This window comes from Achromobacter sp. Bel, from assembly GCF_012928505.1.
GTDB lineage: Bacteria > Pseudomonadota > Gammaproteobacteria > Burkholderiales > Burkholderiaceae_B > Achromobacter.
This window is the reverse complement of sequence record NZ_JABBJN010000003.1, coordinates 171499-190600: the sequence shown is the minus strand read 5'-3', so window position 1 is coordinate 190600 and position 19102 is coordinate 171499. Positions and strand designations below refer to the sequence as shown.

At 66.0% G+C, this 19102-nt stretch carries 15 protein-coding genes; 7 read left to right on the top strand and 8 right to left on the bottom strand.

The window, feature by feature from the left end; translation table 11 throughout:
• Window positions 1–473: 473 nt before the first annotated feature.
• From dapA to HG262_RS03385, 5 genes are read right to left on the bottom strand one after another with little or no spacing between them, the layout of a single operon-like run.
• The gene (gene dapA, locus HG262_RS03405; RefSeq protein ID WP_169269698.1) at window positions 474–1379 is read right to left on the bottom strand and encodes a 4-hydroxy-tetrahydrodipicolinate synthase; all 906 of its coding nucleotides are present in this window, start codon (window positions 1377–1379) and stop codon (window positions 474–476) included.
• A 38-nt stretch (window positions 1380–1417) separates the two neighbouring features.
• A complete protein-coding gene (locus tag HG262_RS03400) occupies window positions 1418–3193 on the bottom strand; it encodes an ABC transporter permease subunit (protein ID WP_169269697.1) in 1776 nt (591 codons plus the stop codon).
• 4 nt (window positions 3194–3197) lie between these two features.
• Entirely contained in the window at window positions 3198–4277 is a 1080-nt protein-coding gene (locus HG262_RS03395) for an ABC transporter ATP-binding protein (RefSeq protein ID WP_169269696.1), read from the bottom strand.
• A gap of 20 nt (window positions 4278–4297) precedes the next feature.
• A complete protein-coding gene (locus tag HG262_RS03390; RefSeq protein ID WP_169269695.1) occupies window positions 4298–5380 on the bottom strand; it encodes an ABC transporter substrate-binding protein in 1083 nt (360 codons plus the stop codon).
• 49 nt (window positions 5381–5429) lie between these two features.
• A complete protein-coding gene (locus HG262_RS03385) occupies window positions 5430–6857 on the bottom strand; it encodes an FAD-binding oxidoreductase (protein WP_169269694.1) in 1428 nt (475 codons plus the stop codon).
• Between the two features lie 358 nt (window positions 6858–7215).
• Between HG262_RS03385 and HG262_RS03380 the strand changes: the two genes are divergently transcribed.
• The gene (locus HG262_RS03380) at window positions 7216–8349 is read left to right on the top strand and encodes an alpha-hydroxy acid oxidase (RefSeq protein ID WP_169269693.1); all 1134 of its coding nucleotides are present in this window, start codon (window positions 7216–7218) and stop codon (window positions 8347–8349) included.
• A gap of 38 nt (window positions 8350–8387) precedes the next feature.
• Window positions 8388–9194: a pyrroline-5-carboxylate reductase gene (gene proC / locus HG262_RS03375; protein ID WP_169269692.1), complete on the top strand. Its 807-nt coding sequence runs from the start codon at window positions 8388–8390 to the stop codon at window positions 9192–9194.
• Window positions 9195–9233: 39 nt separating this feature from the next.
• Here the strand turns inward: proC and HG262_RS03370 are convergent, their stop codons facing one another.
• The gene (locus HG262_RS03370; RefSeq protein ID WP_169269691.1) at window positions 9234–10679 is read right to left on the bottom strand and encodes an MFS transporter; all 1446 of its coding nucleotides are present in this window, start codon (window positions 10677–10679) and stop codon (window positions 9234–9236) included.
• A gap of 125 nt (window positions 10680–10804) precedes the next feature.
• Here HG262_RS03370 and HG262_RS03365 point away from each other — a divergent pair, with 125 nt between their 5' ends.
• The gene (locus tag HG262_RS03365) at window positions 10805–11704 is read left to right on the top strand and encodes a helix-turn-helix transcriptional regulator (protein WP_169269690.1); all 900 of its coding nucleotides are present in this window, start codon (window positions 10805–10807) and stop codon (window positions 11702–11704) included.
• Window positions 11705–11753: 49 nt separating this feature from the next.
• On the opposite strand, the gene HG262_RS03360 is transcribed toward HG262_RS03365, so the two are convergent.
• Window positions 11754–12962, bottom strand: coding sequence for a GGDEF domain-containing protein (locus HG262_RS03360; protein ID WP_211186939.1), 1209 nt, complete (start codon window positions 12960–12962; stop codon window positions 11754–11756).
• 229 nt (window positions 12963–13191) lie between these two features.
• Here HG262_RS03360 and HG262_RS03355 point away from each other — a divergent pair, with 229 nt between their 5' ends.
• Window positions 13192–14085 carry a DMT family transporter gene (locus tag HG262_RS03355; protein WP_169269689.1) on the top strand — a complete coding sequence of 298 codons (894 nt, stop codon included), beginning with the start codon at window positions 13192–13194 and terminating at the stop codon, window positions 14083–14085.
• A gap of 231 nt (window positions 14086–14316) precedes the next feature.
• On the opposite strand, the gene HG262_RS03350 is transcribed toward HG262_RS03355, so the two are convergent.
• Window positions 14317–15165: a class I SAM-dependent methyltransferase gene (locus HG262_RS03350; RefSeq protein ID WP_169269688.1), complete on the bottom strand. Its 849-nt coding sequence runs from the start codon at window positions 15163–15165 to the stop codon at window positions 14317–14319.
• A gap of 224 nt (window positions 15166–15389) precedes the next feature.
• On the opposite strand from HG262_RS03350, the gene HG262_RS03345 reads away from it, so the two are divergent.
• The 3 genes from HG262_RS03345 (at window position 15390) to HG262_RS03330 (ending at window position 19050) form a co-directional block, all read left to right on the top strand.
• Window positions 15390–17342, top strand: a complete 1953-nt coding sequence (locus HG262_RS03345; protein ID WP_248293215.1) for a transcriptional regulator — start codon at window positions 15390–15392, stop codon at window positions 17340–17342.
• Between the two features lie 99 nt (window positions 17343–17441).
• Window positions 17442–18209 (top strand): PadR family transcriptional regulator, encoded by a 768-nt coding sequence (locus HG262_RS30925; RefSeq protein ID WP_248293214.1) that lies wholly within the window; start codon window positions 17442–17444, stop codon window positions 18207–18209.
• Between the two features lie 25 nt (window positions 18210–18234).
• Window positions 18235–19050 (top strand): siderophore-interacting protein, encoded by an 816-nt coding sequence (locus HG262_RS03330; protein WP_169269686.1) that lies wholly within the window; start codon window positions 18235–18237, stop codon window positions 19048–19050.
• Window positions 19051–19102: the final 52 nt, after the last annotated feature.

The window sequence follows — 19102 nt, the reverse complement described above, 5'->3', positions numbered from 1 at the left end:
GTGCTTCAGCACCATCGCTTGTCCGACGAGCCTGCCCATACGAACAACGCCACCCACGCGCGAAGCGAAATCCAACACGACGCAAGACGACGCGTAAGCTCCCAAAGGCCGCCCGCGCGGCCGGCCGGGAGCGGGCACCGCAAGATTCTCCACCATCCACCACGGATGGAGGGAACCCTAAGCACGCCGTCCTACCCGGCCGACGTGAGATTGCCATTGCCCGAGCCCGTCGTGGTGGTCCCCTGGGGGTGCGGGGAGTCGATAAGCCCGAGGGAATCTGAAGGAACTGCCGCAGGCAGTGACGAAGATGACGATGGGGCCGTCCGGAGCGAAGGCTCCGGACCGCAATCGTTGACCCGCACCCCCAGGGGACCACCACGACGGGCGTCTGAAGAACCAATAACAAAGAAAAAGGACCGCCAAAAAGCAGTCCTTCCCCAAAAACCAAAAACCAAAAAACCGAAACCCTCGCCCTAAACCACTCCCTCGAACTCCGCCAGCAACGGCGCCAACTCCGCCCGCAACGCCGCCTGTAAGTTATCGGCCGGCGCCACCAACGGATCCAGCACTTCGGGCGCGTTCACGCCGATCATATCCATCACTGACTTCATCGGTCCCGGATTCGTTTCCGCAAACGCCAGATTCATCAGCGGAATCAACCGGCGATGCAACGCCATCGACTCGCGCGTGCGCCCTTCGGCCGCCAGCGCGTAGACCTTCCGCCACGCCGTCGGCAACAGGCTTGCCGTCACCACGATGCCGCCGCGCGCGCCGGCGGCCATATGTACCGGCAGCAGCGTGTCTTCGCCGCTGAACACCGCGAACGATTCGTCAACGCCCGCCACCGTACGCAAGAAATGGTACATGTCGGTGTTGCACGCCTTCATCCCGATGATGTTCTCGTGGCGCGACAGTTCGTGCAGCACTTCCGGCGCGATCGCGATGCGGGTGCGGTACGGGATCTCGTAGATCATCACGGGCAGCGGCGAAGCGTCCGCGTAGCGCAGGAAATAGTCGCGGATGCCGGCTTGCGTCGGCGTCGTGTAGTAGGGGGTCAGCACCATCAGCGCGTCGGCGCCGGCCTCGGCAAATTCGCGGCCGGCCTGCAGGGCGTCGTGGAAGCCGGGGTCCAGCACGCCGGGGATCACCGGCACGCGGCCTTCGACGGCTTCCACCGTCAACTTGCACATGCGGATGCGTTCGGCGCGCGGCAGGGCGCCGTATTCGCCCGTTCCGCCCAGCGGCACGATGCCGTCGATGCCTTGCTTGAGCAGGTAGGCGATCAGCGCGCGGGCGGCCGGGACGTTGATGGTGTCGTCCGCATTGACCGGGGTCGGGATGGCGGGGAAGACACCGTGAAGATGGGTTGCGTTCAGCATGTTGCGAATCCTAAGAGGTAAAACAAGCGCGCATGGGATCAGTTGGCCAAGCTGCGGCGGCGCAGCCGGTCGGCCAGCCAGATCAGCGCGGCAATGAAGATGAACAGGCACGTGGAGACGGCGGCGATCACCGGAGAAATCTGCAGTGTCACTTCGTCCCAGAACTGCTTGGGCAAGGTGGCGTTCAGGCCGCCCGAGGCGAACAGCGCAATCGTCAGTTCATCGAACGAGGTCGCGAACGCGAACAGGAACGACGACATCAGGCCGGCCCCCAGGATGGGGAAGGTCACGAAGCGCAGCGTGGCCCAGGGGCCTGCGCCCAGGCTTTGCGCGGCCAGGTCCAGGCGCGTGTCGTAGTTGCGCAGCACCGCCATCATGGTGATTACCACGTAAGGCACGGCGACGACCGTGTGCGCCAGGATCAGGCCGATGGTGGAGCCCACGAGGCCGACGCGGGCGAAGAAATAGAACATGCCCACGGCGATGATCATGCGGGGCACGACAATGGGCGACAGCACGAAAGCCAGCATCGCCGACTTGCCGCGCATGTTGGCGCGCACCAGCAGGAAGGCGGCGGGCGTGCCGATCAGCATGGCCAGCAGGCCGGTGCCCACGCCCACGATCAACGAACGGGTGATCGCCTGCATCCACACGGGCGAGGTGAACATCTGTTCGTACCACTGCAGCGAAAAGCCCTTGGGCGGCCACGTCAGGCCGGAGCCCGAATCGAACGACAGCGGGATCATCAGGAACGCGGGGGCGCTCAGGAAGGCCAGCACGCCAAGCACGATCCACCACAAGGTGCGGGACTGCCCGGTGCCTGACACCGAGCGGCGCAGCCGCTTGGGCAGCAGCGCGAACAGCGCGTCGGATACGTTGGCCAGCACGGTCAGCACCGCGTCGCCCGCGCGGCGCGACAGGCTTTCGCGGCCGGACGCACGCACGCGGGTGGACGCGCCGCCCGTCATGGTGGACAGGCCCAGCACCTTGTCGTAGATGGCGAAGACCACCAGCACCACTACCAGCAGCAACACCGACACCGCGCCTGCGAACTCCCAGTTCATGGTCTGCTGGATCTGGTCGATGATGATCTGCGTGATCATCGTTTCCTTGCGTCCGCCTAGCAGCGCGGGCGTGATGAAGAAGCCGATAGCCGTCACGAACACCATGATGGCGGCGGCCGCCACGCCCGGCATCGATAGCGGGAAGTAGATCTTCCAGAACGCCGTGCCGGGGCGCGCGCCCAGCGTGGACGCGGCGCGCGGCAGGTTGCGGTCGATGTTCTCCATGACGGACAGCATCGTCAGTACCGCCAGCGGCATCAGCGCATGCACCATGCCGACCAGCACGCTGCCGAAGTTGTAGAGCAGGTTGGCCGGCGCATCCAGGATGCCGAGTGCCTGCAGCAGCTGGTTGACCACGCCGTTGCGGCCCAGCAGCACTACCCAGGCGAAGGTGCGCACCAGGAAGCTGGTCCAGAACGACAGCAACACCCAGAACAGCAGCGACGTCTTGCGCTTGGCCGACAGGCTGGAGATCAGGTAGGCCACGGGGTAGCCCGCCACCACCGAGAAGAACGTCGTCCACAACGAGATCTTCAACGTGATTAGCAGCACGTTCACGTACACCGACGATTCGAACAGCCGGTGGTATTGCGCCAGGCTGAAGCCTTGTTCGCCGACGAAACTTAGCAACAGCAGCTGGCCGACCGGGTAGATCAGCAGCACCAGCAGCAGTACGACCAGCGGGGCCGCCATCAGGAAATGGCGGCGGCCCGCGCTCATGCGCTTGCGGGGATGGGCAAGGGTTGTCATGCGTTCACTCCGCAATGGCCACCGCGTCCGCGGCTTGCCAACTGACCGTCAGCGGCTGGCCGATCGCGTATTGCTCGGCCTGGCGCTGCGTGGGGTAGGCCACGACGATCGGCGCGGCATCCGTCACGCCCGAATCCAGATACAGCTTGGTCAGGCTGCCCGTCACCATCACGTCCAGCAGCTTGCCGGTCAGGCCCGGGCCGGCGGTGCCCACGCGCAGGTTCTGCGGGCGCAGCATTACCGTGACTTTCTGGCCGGCCTGGATAGGGGCGCCGTTGGACAGCGCCTGTCCGGTCACGCCCTGGTGGGCCAGTTTGACCGTCAGCGTGTCGCCGTCCACCGATGCGACTTCGCCTTGCAGCAGGTTCGATTCGCCCAGGAAGTCGGCGACGAACAGCGTGCGGGGGCGGAAGTACAGGTCGGCCGGCGTGCCCAGCTGTTCGATCGCGCCGCCGTTCATCAGGCAGATGCGGTCGGACATGGTCATGGCCTCTTCCTGGTCGTGCGTCACGTACACGATGGTGGTGCCCAGTTCGCGGTGGATGCGCTTGATCTCAAGCTGCATCTGGTCGCGCAGCTTCTTGTCCAGCGCGCCCAGCGGCTCGTCCATCAGGATGATGGCCGGGCGATAGACCATGCAGCGCGCCAGTGCGATGCGCTGCTGCTGGCCGCCGGAGAGTTCGCGCGGCAGGCGCGACGCCACATGCGGCAGGCGCACCATCTCCAGCGCTTCGTGGGCGCGGCGACGCGCCTCAGCCGCCGGCACCTTGCGCATCTTCAAGGGGAACGCGATGTTCTCCTCGATGCTCATGTGCGGGAACAGCGCATAGTTCTGGAACACCATGCCGATATCCCGTTCATACGGCGCGCCGTAGGTGACGTCGGCGCCGTCGATCAGCACGCGGCCCTCGTCGGGCTGCGCCAGGCCTGCGATCAGGCTCAGCAGGGTGGTCTTGCCGGAGCCTGACGGACCCAGCAGGGTCAGGAACTCGCCGCGGGCGACGTCCAGGTGCGTGGGCGCCAGGGCGACGAAGTCGCCGTAGCGTTTGCCCAGGCCCGAGATTTGCAGATTGGAAGAAGACATGGTGTTCATTCAGGAAAGAATTACTTCAGGACCCAGCCGTTGAAGCGCTCGAGCACGTCGCGCTGCTTGTCCAGCCAGTACGCCGCGTTGATGTGCAGGCCGGTCTTGATATTGTCGGGGTGGGTCGGGCAGTTGCGCGCCACGTCGGCCTTGATGTAGTCGAAGGCGGCGGGTTGCGTGACGCCGGCGGCGAAGAATTCGATCAGCGCAGCCTGGCGCTTGGGGTCGGATGCGAACTTGATGAATTCGCGGCAGGCGTCGGCGTTGGGCGTGCCTTTCAGGATGGACCAGTTGTCGCAGCCCCAGATGTTCTGGTCCCAGACGATCTGCACCGGCGCGCCGTTGGCAATCGCCGATTGCGCGCGCGACACCCACGTCGCGATCATGTCGACTTCGCCCGAACCCAGCATCTGTTCGACCTGCGCGCCCGTGTTCCACCACACGTCCACGGACGGCTTGACCTTGTCCAGGCTGGCCAGCGCGCGGTCGATGTCGCAGGGGTAGACCTTGTCTGTCGGCACGCCGTCGGCCATCAGCGCCTCTTCGATGGTGTCGAACGGGTGCTTGCGCAGGCCGCGGCGGCCGGGGATGTCCTTCACGTTCCAGAAGTCGGCCCACGAGGCCGGAGCGCGGCGGCCCTTGAACGCGTCCGTGCGGTAGGCCAGCACGGTGCTGTAGACGTTGTTGCCCACGCCGTAAGGCGACATGTATTGCTTGGGAATGGTGGCCACGACCGGATCGGATTCCAGGCCGTGCTTTTCCAGGTACACCTTGCCGCCTTCGGTCAGCATCAGGATGGCGGGCTGGCTGATCTTGGCCATGTCCCAGGTGTAGTTGCCGGTGTCCACCATGCTGCGGATCTGCGCCGTGGGCTCGGCGTTGGCCTGCACGCCCACGACCTGGATGCCGGTGGCTTCCGTGAATGGCTTATAGAACACGGCGCCATACGCCTTGCTATAGATGCCGCCGTCGTCGCGCACGACGATGCGCTTGGACGCCGCGCGCGACGGCGTCCAGATCATGGGCATCGCCAGCGCGGCGGCGCCGGCGGCAACGGTCTTGAGCGCGCTGCGGCGCGAAGCGTTGTGGGAGGTCGATTTCATGGAAGACTCCTGCGGGTCGGGTCAGGGACGACGGATCAAGAACGACGGCTCAAGGCAGCAAGCGGCCGGGGTTGAAAAGGTTGGCGGGATCGAAGGTGGACTTCAGGGTGCGCATCATCGCCAGTTCGACGGGCGACTTGTAGTGCGCCATTTCGGCCAGCGACGTGCGGCCCACGCCGTGTTCGGCGCTGAAGGTGCCGCCCAGCGCGTCGGCCACGTCGTTGACGGCGCGGCGGATATCGGCGGCCATCGCGTCGCGCTCGGGCACGGCGTTCCAGGCGTCGAACGTGAAGAACGGGATGAAGTGCACGTTGCCGTCGCCCAGGTGGGCCACGATCAGCACAGGCAGGCCCGGCACCAGGCGGCGCACGGCGGCAGTGGCCGCTTCAATGAAATGCGGCACGCTGGCGACCGGCACGGCGCTGTCGGTGGTGAGGCCCACGCCGGCCTTCTTGTTGCCTTCGGACACGCTGTGGCGCACTTCCCAGAGCGCGGCGCGCTGGGTGTCATTGCTGGCCACGACGGCGTCGTGCAGCAGGCCCAGCTCGGAAGCTTGTTCCAGGATCTGCTGCAGCAGGTCTTGCAGTTCAGGGCCGTTGCCGGTGTCGGACAGTTCCACCAGCACATGCCAGGGATGCGCGCCGGCCAGCGGATTCTTGCGATCCGGCACGTGCGCCATCACGATGTCCAGCTGGTTGCTGTCGATCATTTCAAAGGCCGACAGGCGTGAGCCGCAAGCGCGCTGGAACAGGCCCAGGATCTCGAGTGCCGCCTGCGGGCTGTCCGGCGCCAGCCAGGCCACGGCGTGCGCCGTGGGCAGCGGGTGCAGCTTCAGCACGGCGGCGGTGACGATGCCCATCGTGCCTTCGGCGCCGATGAACAGGTGCTTAAGGTCGAAGCCCGTGTTGTTCTTGCGCAGCGCCGTCAGGCCATTCCAGATGGTGCCGTCGGGCAGCACCACTTCCAGGCCCAGGATGTTGTCGCGCGTGTTGCCGTAGCGCAGCACGCCCGTGCCGCCGGCGTTGGTGGCGATGGTGCCGCCGATCTGGCAAGAGCCTTCGGCGCCCAGGCTGATGGGGTACAGGCGGCCAACGTCGGCCGCGGCCTGCTGCACCGTGGCCAGCACGCAACCGGCCTCGACTTCCATGGAGTTGTTGGCGGCGTCGACGCGGCGGATCTTGCGCATGCGCGCCAGGTTCACGATGACCGGTGGCTTGCCGTCGGCGTCAGGCACCGCGCCGCCGCACAGGCTGGTGTTGCCGCCCTGCGGCAGCACCGGCGTGGCGTGCGTATTGCACAGGCGGACGATATCGGCGACCTGCTGCGTGTTGCCCGGCAAGGCGACACACAGCGCGGGGCCCTTGTACCGGCCGCGCCAGTCTTCCGTATAGCCGGCCGTATCGGCATCGGAATGAAGGATGGCGTCCGCGCCCAGGGCCTGGGTCAACGCGTCTAGCAGGGTCGTGCCGTTGGTCATGTCTGTGGTCCCCGATGGGGCTCGAAGATGGATGGAAATCCGAGCGCATTGAGGCACAGCATACGATTACTTAAATCTCTTTTCGATTTGATTAATCGTATTTCAATTGATTCTAGGGTATGTACTAGGGATGAATCCGTCTGATACGAGACGACGCGGGGGGTGAACGGATTGCCTTGAACGCTGCGGACCCGCATTCTGCCAAGCTTTGCCGGCCAGGGCTCGTCGCATGTCCACCCTTTGCCACTCCGAATTCGCCCCTAGTGGCTGTCCCGGATTGCGATTTTCAAAATGATCGAAATACAATCATATCGTGTGAAATGCAATTCTATTCGGCTCCTGCAAATCAAGGAAGGACATGCTTCCCAGCGTGATGGATTACCGGCGGCAGGCGCAAAGGCGGCTGCCCCGGCTGGCGTTTGATTACCTGGAGGGCGGAGCGGAAGACGGTCTGACCCTTGCCCGCAACCGGGCGGCTTACGCCGATCTGGAATTCCGCCCCGACGTGCTGGTGGACGTGACGGATTGCCGCCTGGACGCCACGGTGCTGGGGGCCTCAGCCGCCATGCCCGCCATCGTGGGGCCGACGGGCCTGAATGGGCTCTTCTGGCCGCAAGCCGACGTGCATCTGGCGCGCGCCGCGCATCAGGCGGGCTTGCCGTTTGTGCTGTCGACCGCGTCGACCTCGCTGCTGGAAGACGTACGCGCCGCCACGCCCGGCGAATTGTGGCTGCAACTGTATGTGCAGCGCGACCGCCGCATCGCCGAACACCTGATGGACCGCGCCTGGCAGAACGGCTACACGGTGCTGTTCTTGACCGTGGACGTGCCGGTGCATGGCAACCGCGACCACGACAAGCGCAATGGCTTCAAGCTGCCGCTGCGGCCGTCGCGCCAACTGCTGCTGGATCTGGCGGCGCATCCGGGCTGGTGCTGGCAAATGCTGCGCCACGGCGGGCCGCAGTTGAAGAACCTGGCCGTCAGCTCCAATGCGCGCGAGAACATCACTGAACAGGCCTCTGCGCTAAGCCGGCAGATGGATCTGGCGCTAAGCTGGAACGACGTGGCCTGGCTGCGGCGCCACTGGCGCGGCCGCATCGTGATCAAGGGCATTCAGGGCCTGGCCGACGCGCGGCGCGCGCAGGCGCACGGCGTGGACGGCATCGTGCTGTCCAACCACGGCGGCCGTCAACTGGAAAGCGCGCCGTGCCCCCTGGAAGTGCTGCCCGAGGTGGCTGCGGAACTCGGGCACTCGCTAGAGGTCCTGGTGGACGGCGGCGTGCGTCGCGGCAGCGATATCGCCAAGGCGGTGGCGCTGGGTGCGCGCGCCGTGCTGCTGGGCCGTGCGCCGCTATATGGCCTGGCGGGTCGCGGGCCGGCCGGGGCGAACGAAGTCCTGGCGATCCTGCGCACCGAGCTCGACAATACCCTCAGGCTGCTGGGCCGCAACCGCATCGGCGCGCTGGACGCCGCCGCGGTGCGAAAGCGCTGAACCTGTCTTGTCACCCATTCTTTTAAAAGCACAGCAACATGCGAGAAAAGATCGTTTTCATCGGCGGCGGCAACATGGCCTCCGCCATCATCGACGGCCTGCTACGGCAGGGCCGCGAACCGGCCGACTTCCTCGTGATCGAGCCCTACGCGCCCACGCGCGACGCGCTGTTCGAGCGCGGCCTGAACTGCCGCGAAAGCGTCGGTCCGGAAATCGCCGATGCCGCGTTGTGCGTGCTGGCCACCAAGCCGCAGGCGTTGCGCGAGGCTTGCGGCCAGGTGCATCAGCATCTGTCAGCGGCGGCCACCGTGGTCAGCATCGCCGCGGGGGTTGAACTAGGGGCGCTGTCGGCATGGCTGGGCGGCCATGCGCGCATCGTGCGCGCCATGCCGAACACGCCCGCCAAGGTGGGGTTGGGCATGACGGGGCTTTACGCCACGCAGGCCTGCAGCGACGCCGAACGCGGCCAGGTGGACGCCTTGTTCGCCGCGGTGGGCGAACGCATCTGGACAGACAGCGAAGCCATGATCGACGCCGTGACCGCCGTGACGGGAAGCGGTCCGGGCTACGTCTTCCACTTCATGGCCGCCTTGGAACACGGCGCGTTGGAGCTTGGCTTTTCTGCGGCCGATGCGCGCCGGCTGGCGGTGTCCGCGTTTCAGGGCGCGGCGGGGCTGGCCGCCAGCGAAGACGTGTCGCTGACCGAATTGCAGGACCGCGTCACCTCCAAGGGCGGCACCACCTACGCCGCGTTATCGCACATGCGTGAGGCCGGTGTCGCCGACGCGATTACGCAGGCGGTACATCAGGCTGAACGGCGCGCCCGCGAACTGTCGGCAGGGTAGTTCCCGCTGTGCGCGGACAAGCCGCCGCGCAGGGCCGGTTCAACGCCGCCGGCCCAGCCACCACAGCAGCATGGTCGCCGCCGCAATCGCCGCCACGTTGAACCGCATGGCCGACGCGAACGCCTGGGCATAACGCTCGGGGGCACTGGCGTCGGCATGCGCGTGCAGCGCGCCGCCAAACAGCATGCCCGCCGCCGACACGCCTAACGCGGCGCCCACCTGTTGCAAGGTCGACACCACGCCTGCCGCCATGCCGGCCTGGCGGTCTTCAACCAGGCCCAGCACCAGGTTCACCAGGGGCGTGTTCACCGCGCCTTGCGCCGCGCCCAGCCAGACCAGCGCCGGCACCAGCGACCATGGCGCCAAGGCCGCGCCTGCCGTCCCCACGTGCACCATCAGCGCGGCCGTGGCCCCGCCATACAACAGCGCCGCCAGCGCGATCGCGCCCGTGCCAAAACGCGCCACCAGCCGCGGCGCGATCATCGACCCCGCCACGAAGCCCACGCTGGCCGGCGCGAAAATCAGGCCGGCGGTCAGGGCGTCCAGGCCGAAGCCGGTTTGCACCAGCAGGGCATAGCACAGGAACATCGCGCTGGCGGTCGAGAAGACAAACATCACCAGCAGGCAGCCGGCCGCAAAGCGCGGTTGCGCCAGCAAAGCCATGTCGACCAGCGGCGCGCCGCCTTGGGCGCGCACGCGGCGTTGCATGCGCACGAACTGCGCCAGCAACACGGCCGATGTGGCGCCGCTTGCGATCGCCCAAACCGGCCACTGCCGCGCTGGCCCTTCGATCAATGCCAGCAACAGCAAGGCCAGCCCCGTGCCCGAGAGCGCTGCGCCGGGCCAGTCCATTGCCGCGCCCGACGCCTCGCGGGACTCGGGAATGTGGCGAGCCAGGCGCCACGCCAACAGGCCCAGCGGCACGTTGATCAGGAAGATGGTGCGCCACGCCAGGCCGAACACGTCCGCATGCACGATCCAGCCGCCCAGCACCTGCCCGGCAATGGCAGCCAGCCCCAGCGTCATGCCCATCAGGCCGAACGCGCGCCGCCGCGCATGGCCTTCGTAGCTGACGCGGATCAGCGCATACACCTGCGGGAACAGCATGGCGGCCGCCACACCTTGCAGGATGCGCGCGCCGATCAGCGTATCGGCCGTGGGGGCCAGTCCGCAAAGCGCGGACGCCAACGCAAAGCCGGCCATGCCCAGCATGAACAAACGGCGGCGTCCGTGGCGGTCGCCCAACCGGCTGCCGGCGATCAGCAGCACGCCATAGGCCAATTCGTAGGCGGCGATGATGAAGTTGATTTGCGCAAAGCTGGCCGACAACGTGGTTTGCATGCTGGGGATGGCCACGTTCACCACGAACAGGTCGAAGATCGTGATGAAGCCTCCCGACAGCAGCACGGCCAGGCCCAGCGGGCTGAGCGCAGGGGCGTCGGGGGCGCGTGGCGCGCAAGGGGCGAGCAAGGAGGTCGAGGTCATGAACACGCCATCGGAAACAGGATTGGCGCTATTCTGGGCGGGCCTTCAGCCTTATACAATTTAGCTGTTTATGCTATTACTGCTTGCAATAGCCTGCCCGCCAGGATGCTTATTCTCTTCACTTGATGACTGACGCTTCCATCCCCCACCGTCTGGACCGCACGCGCGCGGACCTGTCTGAATTCCTGCGCCTGCGCCGCGAACGGCTTCGGCCGACAGACCTGGGCCTGCCCGCCGGCGGTCGTCGCCGAACACCCGGACTGCGCCGCGAGGAAGTGGCGGCGTTGGCGGGCGTGGGGCTGGCCTGGTACACGTGGTTCGAACAGGGCCGCAACATCAGCGTGTCAGCGACCTTCCTGGAAAACCTGGCGCGCGTACTGAAACTGGACCCCGCCGAGCGCCGCCACCTGTATCTGCTGGCCCATCAACGCCCGCCTGCCGAACCGGGCCGCACCGTGTGCACCGTGCCGCCTCAGGTGCGCCGGCTGATGGACGACTTGCCCGCGCGGCCGGCCTACATCCTCAATCTGCGTTGGGACGTCGTGGTGTGGAATGCCGCCGCCGACCACGTCTTCGGCTTCTCGGCGCAAGCGCCCGGCCGCCGGAACCTGTTGTGGATGCTGTTCGTGGCGCCCGCGATGCGGCAGGTGTTCGTCGACTGGCAAGCGCAAGCGCCCGCCATGCTGTCCACCTTCCGGCGCGATTTCGCCAGCGCGGCGGGCGTGCCCGACATCGCCGAACTGGTCGACGAATTGGAAGGCGTGTCGCCGGATTTCAAGGCCTGGTGGCGCGAACACGACGTGCACGGCACGTGCCTGGGCGTGCGCAAGCTGCATATCGAGCCGCTGGGAGAGGTGGCTTTCGAGCACGCGACCTTGTCCGTGGACGAAAGCCGCCATTTGCGGCTGGTGGTGTACGCACCGGCGCCGGACGAACCGCGGGCAGAGGACTTTGCGCGATGGGTGCAGGGGCGTACTACGCCCATGGATTGCAGTCTGACAACGTTAACTGACAACGTTAACTGAAGCCGTGTCCCGATGCGCGCGGTTCGGCAGGTCGCCAGAAGGCGGGGGGCTACGCATTCACGATTGCTGATTGGTTTCGTTGCGCCGGAATGCCGGTCAAGAGGTCAGCGAATTCGACGCGATTGCGTCCTGCTGCCTTTCCTCTGTAGAGCGCCGCGTCGGCTTCTCGAAGCGCATCCTCCAGGCCATGCGCGCCATGGAAGGGGGGTGAAATTCCAATGGTGACCGTACAGTGCAGCGAATGACCAGAACCCGTCACGTTGATGGCGTGGCTTTCAACGCGGATACGTAGACGCTCTGCCAAGGTGTTTACCGCGTCACCGTCCGTCTCCAGGAAGATTGCCACGAATTCCTCTCCCCCGATACGACCTGTCAGGTCGCCACGACGAACGGTGGAGCGAAGCAGTTCCGCCACCTGGCATATGACTTCATCCCCGGCTTGGTGGCCATAGGTGTCGTTGATCCGCTTGAAATGGTCGACATCCAGCAGCAGCAGGCGAACGGGCGCGGAATGCCGAGAATTGAAATATCGTTTCAACGCATCCAGAAGCCCTCTGCGATTAAGCAGGTCTGTCATGGGGTCGCGTGCCGCGATGTCGCGCAGACTATCCGTCAGCCGTCGCAGTACCAGCCAGACAATGGAGGGCGGCACGATAGTAGCCAGGGTCGACATGTAGATGTAGAAGATCATTTGAAAGCGGCTGTCCATGTGCAGCGCATCCAAACCGTCATCTACGATTTTCAAAAACTTCAGCGCGTTGAGAACACAGATTCCGCCAATCAACAGGGCAAAGAAAACCATCTCTCCGTACAAGTCTTTTGCGAAAGTGCGCACACCGTAGATCACGGTGATGGTCATTGCAAAGAAAAGCAGGCTCGCCGTCGCCGCCAGCATTGCATAACGCGCTGTGGGCCCTGCGTTCCATTGCACCAATAACTGCGCTATGCCATAGGCCACGGAAAATATGATCAACGGGCGCCACAATCGAACTTGACGTCCAAAAAAACGCATGGCGCCAAGCCAGTAGGCGATGGGGGCAGCCAGCGTGAGGGTGTGGTTGACGACGCTCGTCACGCTCCACGCGGGTCCCCCCTCAAGCAGTTGCAGGATGTAGGCCAACGCCAGCAACAGATTGCCCACCGCAAAGAAATCCATGCCCATCCTGTTGCCGGGCAAGCGGCGACTGATAAGCAAAAACATGACCGAAAAGCACAACAAGTGTGCACACAGCATGGCGACGAGCGTGGAGGCAACCATAGTAGGACGTGGAGATAGGGCGAGAATTGCCTACATTCGTGAGGCTAGGCTCTAGGCAGCGACATTAAGTGGTGGAACTCGATCCAAGTCAAGTTTTATAGTCCCAACCCGGGGTGGCTCCAGGAAATCGGCGCGCCGTGGGTCTACGGGCAGGACACGGGGGGCTCCTATAGTCGGGACTTCCGACAACCCCTCCCGTCTCGCGGACTTTCGCCGCAGCACCGCACCGATGCCTTCTATTCCGCTGTCCCGTCGCAACGCCTTGCTACTGCTGGGCGTCGTGGTCCTGGCCTGGGGCTTCACCTGGGTCGTCAGCAAACTGCTGCTGCAATACATGACGCCGATCTGGGCCGTGGCCGCGCGCAGCGCGGTGGGTACGGCCGCGTTGTTGATATTGGGAATCGCGTTGCGGCGGATCGCGTGGCCGGTCAAGGCCGACCTGCCCGTGATCTTGAGCGTGGGTTTGCTGCACATGGGCGCATTCGCCGCACTGGTCAGCCTGGGCCTGCAGACGGTGCCGGCAGGCCGCTCGGTGGTGCTGGCCTACACCACGCCGCTCTGGGTCATCCCTGGCGCATGGCTGTTCCTGCGTGAACCCATCGGCCGCGCGCGCCAACTGGGGCTGGCATTGGGTGTGCTGGGGCTGCTTGTCATCTTCAATCCGCTGGCGTTCGACTGGACGCGCCGCGACGCGCTGCTGGGCAATGGCCTGGTGCTGCTGGCGGCGTTGTGCTGGGCCGCCAACATCGTCTATGTGCGTGCGCACCGCTGGGTGACGCCGCCCTTTGAATTGGCGTTCTGGCAGGCCCTGCTGGCCTCGGGGGTGCTGGCAGCGGTCGCGTTCGCGGCCGAAGGTCCGCCCGTTGTCGTCTGGACGCCGGACCTGGGCTGGCTGCTGGGATATGGCGGTGTCTTCGGCATCGCGGTAGCGTACTGGGCGGCGGTGAATGTGAACCGGTCGCTGCCGGCGGGCGTGACGTCGATCGGCTTGTTGGGGGTACCCGTCTTCGGCTTGCTGTGTTCGGCAGCGATCCTGCACGAACCGCTTGAGGCCTCGTTGCTGGTGGGCATGGCGCTGATCGTGGGAGGGATCGCGGCAGGGGTGTTCGATCGCGGCGCCTGACGGCAGCAGGCGTGCGCCAGCCGCCGCCGTCAGGCGTATGATTTCAGGCAGAGGATCAGTCTCGGCCTGGCCCGGGCCGCAGCCCGCGCGCCAGCTTTGCAGGTCACTGCTTCGCGTTGTTCGTCCCGCTCCGCGCGCGGAAGGGCGTAAAAGCGTCGCGCCATGGACCATCTACTGCTTGCTGCCTGCCCGAATGCCCCGGGCGGTACCGGGTCTGGGATCGCCGCCCGTTTATCGGCGCGTGATCACGATCTCAAGGTATTCACTGGGCACCACCATCCCGGCGTCGCCAGAGCGATTGAACCGGTCTATTTGCGCTATCAGATCGCTTTCCAGCGCGGCTTGCGCCGTGGGTTCCAACGCAGAAAACGCTTTAAGGAGCGGCCCGTAATAGGTCTTGAAGACCTGCAGCCAATGTTCGGGCGAACGATAGCGGAACACGAAGTGACGGGGTTCGGCCTGGATGGCGGAGGCGTGGCCTCCGAACATCTCGTCGATGCGCGCCCGGGTGCCCCACAGCGCGGGCGATTTGACGCCGGCCGGCGGGGGCAGATGCTTGCCGAGGGTCTTGAAGATTTGGCCGATGAAGCCCTCGGGCGTCCAGTTGGCCATGCCGATCTTGCCACCGGGGCGGCAGACGCGGACCAGTTCGGCGGCTGCCTTGTCCTGGTCGGCCGTGAACATCACGCCAAAGGTGGATACGACGGCGTCGAAGCTGGCGGGTGCAAAGGGCAGGGCTTCGGCATCGGCTTCCTGGAATTCGATCTTCAGCCGTTCGGCCGCGGCGCGTTCACGAGCGCGTCCCAGCAGCGCGGGCACGTAGTCGGTCGCGACCACCTCGCACCAGCGGCGGGCCGCGGCCAGCGAGGCATTGCCGTTGCCGGCTGCGACATCAAGCACCTTCTGTCCGGCGCGCAGGTCGAGGGATTCGCACAGCTGCTCGCCGACGATCTGCAACGTGGTGCCGACGACGGCATAGTCTCCGGAAGACCAGGTGGCTTGCTGGCGAGTCTTCAGGGCGGCCAGATCGGGCTGCGCGGGGGCTTGAGGTTGCGCAACGGCGGTGGCGGATATGGACATGGTCTGTCTCCATTAGTACGGGGGGTAGGCGTCGGCGGACATCGCCCGCGCCGAGCGGCATCACAGACAAGTGCGCGTTGGCATATGCGTGTCGTGCGATCCGAAGTCAACCGTAGTTCCCGTGCGTGGAGCGGGCCGTGGTAGCCGGCGTGGAATCTGCGGCCGCAAGGCATCCGGATTTTCCCCAGGATGCGGCCGCCATCCGTGTCCACATGCTTGGGCCGATGGCAATCTTCCGGGAAGGCGTCGGCTTGGCGTTGCCACCCTCGCGCAAGCTCCGCGCGTTGATCGCCTATCTTGCGCTTGCCCCGCATGCGGTGACGCGCACGCATCTGTGCGAGTTGCTTTGGGACGTTCCGAACGATCCCCGCGGCGAACTGCGCTGGTGTCTCAGCAAGGCAAGAACCTTGCTCGACGGGCCGGACCACCGACGCATACAGGCAACGCCGGAGACGGTGACGCTCGACCTGCACGACTGCGTTGCCGACGTCCTGGATATCGAGCAGGCGATGCGTCAGGGCATCGGCAGCGTCGGCGTGGAGCGGCTACGCAGGCTGGCCGGGCTATTCGTGGGCGAGTTCCTGGATGGCCTGCAGCTCAGGGCGTGCCCGGTTTTCGACAGCTGGATGGTGGCGCAACGGCGGCGATTGAGGGCCTGCCAGGCGGTGGTGCTGGAGCACCTGGCCGCGAGCCTGCCAACCGAGTCCGACGAGCGCTACGGCTGCCTGGACAATTGGTTGAGGCTTGCCCCGTTCGACCGGCGCGCCCACGCGTTGATGCTGCAGTCGCTAAGCGACCGGGGGCGGCTTCGCGAGGGTGAAGAACACCTGGCTGCCGCGATACGCGCCTTCGAGGACGAGGGGCTGGATTGGCGGCCCCTGCGCGATACCTGGCGGCAGCTTCGGCTATCGCCGGGCGACCCGCCTGAACCGGCGGCTGAGGCCGCGATGGCGCCGATCGCCGGCCCGCCCGACGGCGGCAGGGAAAGAACTGGACGGGCCTCGATCGCGGTCATGCCATTCGCGAACGCCGCGGCGCGCAGCGGCGTGCGGGGCGGGTTGGGGGACGGACTGGCCTTCGACATCATCACCCGGTTGGCCAAGCTGCGCAGCCTGTTCGTCATTGCGCAGGGCACGGTATTCGCCCTGGACCAGCGCAGCGTGGGGCCGGAAGAGGCCGGGCGGACGCTGAATGTGGACTTCGTGGTGAGCGGCTCGCTGCGCCAGCACGCCAAGCGGATCATCGTGGACGTGGCGCTCGTCGAGTCGCGAACGGCGCGCATCGTGTGGGCAGAGACCTTCGACCATACGCTGGACGATGCCTTCGTCGCGCTGGACGAGATCGGCAACCGGATCGTGGCATCGATCGACATCGAAGTCGAATCCGCCGAGCGTAACCGGGCCATTCTCACGCCGCCGAATTCGCTGGATGCGTGGTCGGCCCATCACCGCGGCCTGTGGCACATGTACCGGTTCAACCAGGCGGACAACGCACTGGCGCGGCATTTTTTCGAGATGGCGGTGCGGCTGGACCCCACGTATTCCCGGGCCTACGCGGGGCTGTCCTTTACCCACTGGCAGGACGCGTTCCAGCGATGGGGTGAGCAACAGACCGCGATGGACCTGGCGTTCAAGACCGCCGGCCAGAGCCTGATCGCCGATGACCGCGACCCCGCGGCGCATTGGGCCATGGGCCGGGCGCTGTGGCTGCGCGGCAGTCAGGTCCCATCGCTGGCGGAATTGCAGCGTGCCGTCGACCTGAGCCCCAATTTCGCCCTGGGGCACTACACGCTGGGGTTCGTCCATTGCCAATCGGGGGACGCCCTGGCGGCCATCGGGTCGGCGGACCATTCGCGCCATCTGAGTCCCTTCGACCCCCTGATGTTCGGCATGCTGGCCGTCCGCGCGCTGGCGCTGGTCCGATTGGGACGGATTGAGGAAGCGGCCGACTGGGCGGTCAAGGCGGCGATGCGCCCCAACGCCCATGTGCATATCTTGGCGATTGCCGCCCACTGCCTGGCCATTGCCGACCGGGTGGATGAGGCGCTGGGCTTTCTAGCCCTGATCCGCAAGTCGCATCCCGCCTATCGCGTGGGAGATTTCCTGGCTGCGTTCCGGCTGACGCCCGATGCGCAGGCCTTGTTCAGAGCGGGCGCCAGACGGATCGGGTCGGAGTAAAGCCCGCTGCGCACGGGGTTGAACGTCGCACTTGACGGCTGGATTTTCGTGGGTGTATCGTAAGATATATATCTAAAGATACATCTAAAGAGCGAAACGATGCGACATTCCCACTTTCAAGACGACCGCCATGGTCACCACGGTCACCACGGTCACCACGGCCATCACGGCCATCACGGTCATCACGGCCACCACGGCCATCACGGCCACCACGACCATCACGGCCACCACGACCATCATGGCCTTCATCCCCGCCATGCGGCCGCAGGCGGCGACTGGTTTTCGGGCACGCCCGACGGCCGGGGCGATGCCGACGGCTTTGGCGGCGACGGGCGCGGCTTCACGCGCGGCCGCCGCGTGTCCGCCGACGATCTGCAATTGATGCTGCTGGGCCTGCTTGAGCAAAGCCCCAGCCATGGCTACGAACTCATCAAGGCCCTGGGCACGCTCAGCAACGGCTTCTATACGCCCAGCCCGGGCATGGTCTACCCCGCGTTGACCTATCTGGAAGAGCTGGGCTATGCCACCGTGGAACCAGACGGCGCCAAGAAGCGCTACCACCTGGCGGAGCCGGGCAAGGCGCATCTGGAGGCCAACCGCAGCCGCCTGACCCTGATGTTCAACCGCTTCAAGCACATCGCCCGCAAAATGGACTGGATGCGCCAGGCCTGGAGCGGCGAGCCCCGCAACCTGGGCCCGGAAGGCGAAGACGTGCGCACCGGCTGGGTTCCGGAATTTGTGGAGGCCCGTCAGGCGATCCGGCAAGCGCTGCTGGATCGCACCGACGCATCGCCCGCCGAGCAACGGCGCATCGCCGCCATCCTGGCGCGCGCCACCGACGAGATCAACGGCAAGCCCTGTGCTTGACCCGTCCCCCCGATTTGGAGTTTTGATGACCCGTACCGATTTGAACGTGGAGCGCGTGCGCCACAACCTGAAGATGCGCGTGCTGACTGTCGCGCGCACCGAACGCATCGCGGGCCTGCTGGCCCGCATCACCTTCACCGGCGACGACCTGCAGGACTTCGTGTCCGCCTCATTCGACGACCATGTGAAGCTCTTCTTTCCCGCCGACCCGTCCCTGCCGCCGGTGGTCCCCTCCGTCGGCCCTGATGGCGTCAAGTTTCCTGACGGCGCGCCCAAGCCGGCCGCGCGCGACTACACGCCCCGCCAATTCGACGCCGCCCGTCGCGAACTGGTCATCGACTTCGTGCTGCACGGCGACGGCCCCGCGTCCACCTGGGCCGAGCAGGCCGAACCCGGCCAGACGCTGGGCATCGGCGGTCCGCGCGGCTCCTTCGTGGTACCCAAGGCCTTCGACTGGCACGTGCTGATTGGCGACGAAACCGCGCTGCCGGCAATGGCGCGCCGCTTGGAAGAGCTGCCCGCCGCCGCCCAGGCGCTGGTGTTGATTGAAGTGCCGTCCGCCGCCAACCAGATCCCGCTGCCGTCGGCAGCCAAAGCGTCCGTGCGCTGGCTGCACCGCGACGGCACCGCGGCGGGCTACAGCACCTTGCTGCTGGAAGCGGCGCGCGAATTGACGCTGCCCTCGGGCGAAGGCTATGTGTGGGTGGCGGCCGAATCCGCCGTGGCCAAGGCCGTGCGTGAAATCATGGTGTCGCAGCATGGCATCGACAAGGGCCGCATCCGCGCCGCCAGCTATTGGAAACGCGGCGCCGTGGCGGTGCACGAGTCGCACGAAGATTGACGCGATAGCGCGGGGCAATTCACGCGTCGCGAGGCTGTCGGGGCCGCCACCG

Coding starts and splice junctions, on each gene's coding strand:
- HG262_RS03355 (WP_169269689.1), top strand. CDS start 13,192: ATGCCTTCTATTCCGCTGTCCCGTCGCAACGCCTTGCTACTGCTGGGC.
- HG262_RS03380 (WP_169269693.1), top strand. CDS start 7,216: ATGCTTCCCAGCGTGATGGATTACCGGCGGCAGGCGCAAAGGCGGCTG.
- proC (WP_169269692.1), top strand. CDS start 8,388: ATGCGAGAAAAGATCGTTTTCATCGGCGGCGGCAACATGGCCTCCGCC.
- HG262_RS03365 (WP_169269690.1), top strand. CDS start 10,805: ATGACTGACGCTTCCATCCCCCACCGTCTGGACCGCACGCGCGCGGAC.
- HG262_RS03370 (WP_169269691.1), bottom strand. CDS start 10,679: ATGACCTCGACCTCCTTGCTCGCCCCTTGCGCGCCACGCGCCCCCGAC.
- HG262_RS03400 (WP_169269697.1), bottom strand. CDS start 3,193: ATGACAACCCTTGCCCATCCCCGCAAGCGCATGAGCGCGGGCCGCCGC.
- HG262_RS30925 (WP_248293214.1), top strand. CDS start 17,442: ATGCGACATTCCCACTTTCAAGACGACCGCCATGGTCACCACGGTCAC.
- HG262_RS03345 (WP_248293215.1), top strand. CDS start 15,390: ATGGCAATCTTCCGGGAAGGCGTCGGCTTGGCGTTGCCACCCTCGCGC.
- HG262_RS03330 (WP_169269686.1), top strand. CDS start 18,235: ATGACCCGTACCGATTTGAACGTGGAGCGCGTGCGCCACAACCTGAAG.
- HG262_RS03385 (WP_169269694.1), bottom strand. CDS start 6,857: ATGACCAACGGCACGACCCTGCTAGACGCGTTGACCCAGGCCCTGGGC.
- HG262_RS03390 (WP_169269695.1), bottom strand. CDS start 5,380: ATGAAATCGACCTCCCACAACGCTTCGCGCCGCAGCGCGCTCAAGACC.
- HG262_RS03360 (WP_211186939.1), bottom strand. CDS start 12,962: ATGGTTGCCTCCACGCTCGTCGCCATGCTGTGTGCACACTTGTTGTGC.
- HG262_RS03350 (WP_169269688.1), bottom strand. CDS start 15,165: ATGTCCATATCCGCCACCGCCGTTGCGCAACCTCAAGCCCCCGCGCAG.
- HG262_RS03395 (WP_169269696.1), bottom strand. CDS start 4,277: ATGTCTTCTTCCAATCTGCAAATCTCGGGCCTGGGCAAACGCTACGGC.
- dapA (WP_169269698.1), bottom strand. CDS start 1,379: ATGCTGAACGCAACCCATCTTCACGGTGTCTTCCCCGCCATCCCGACC.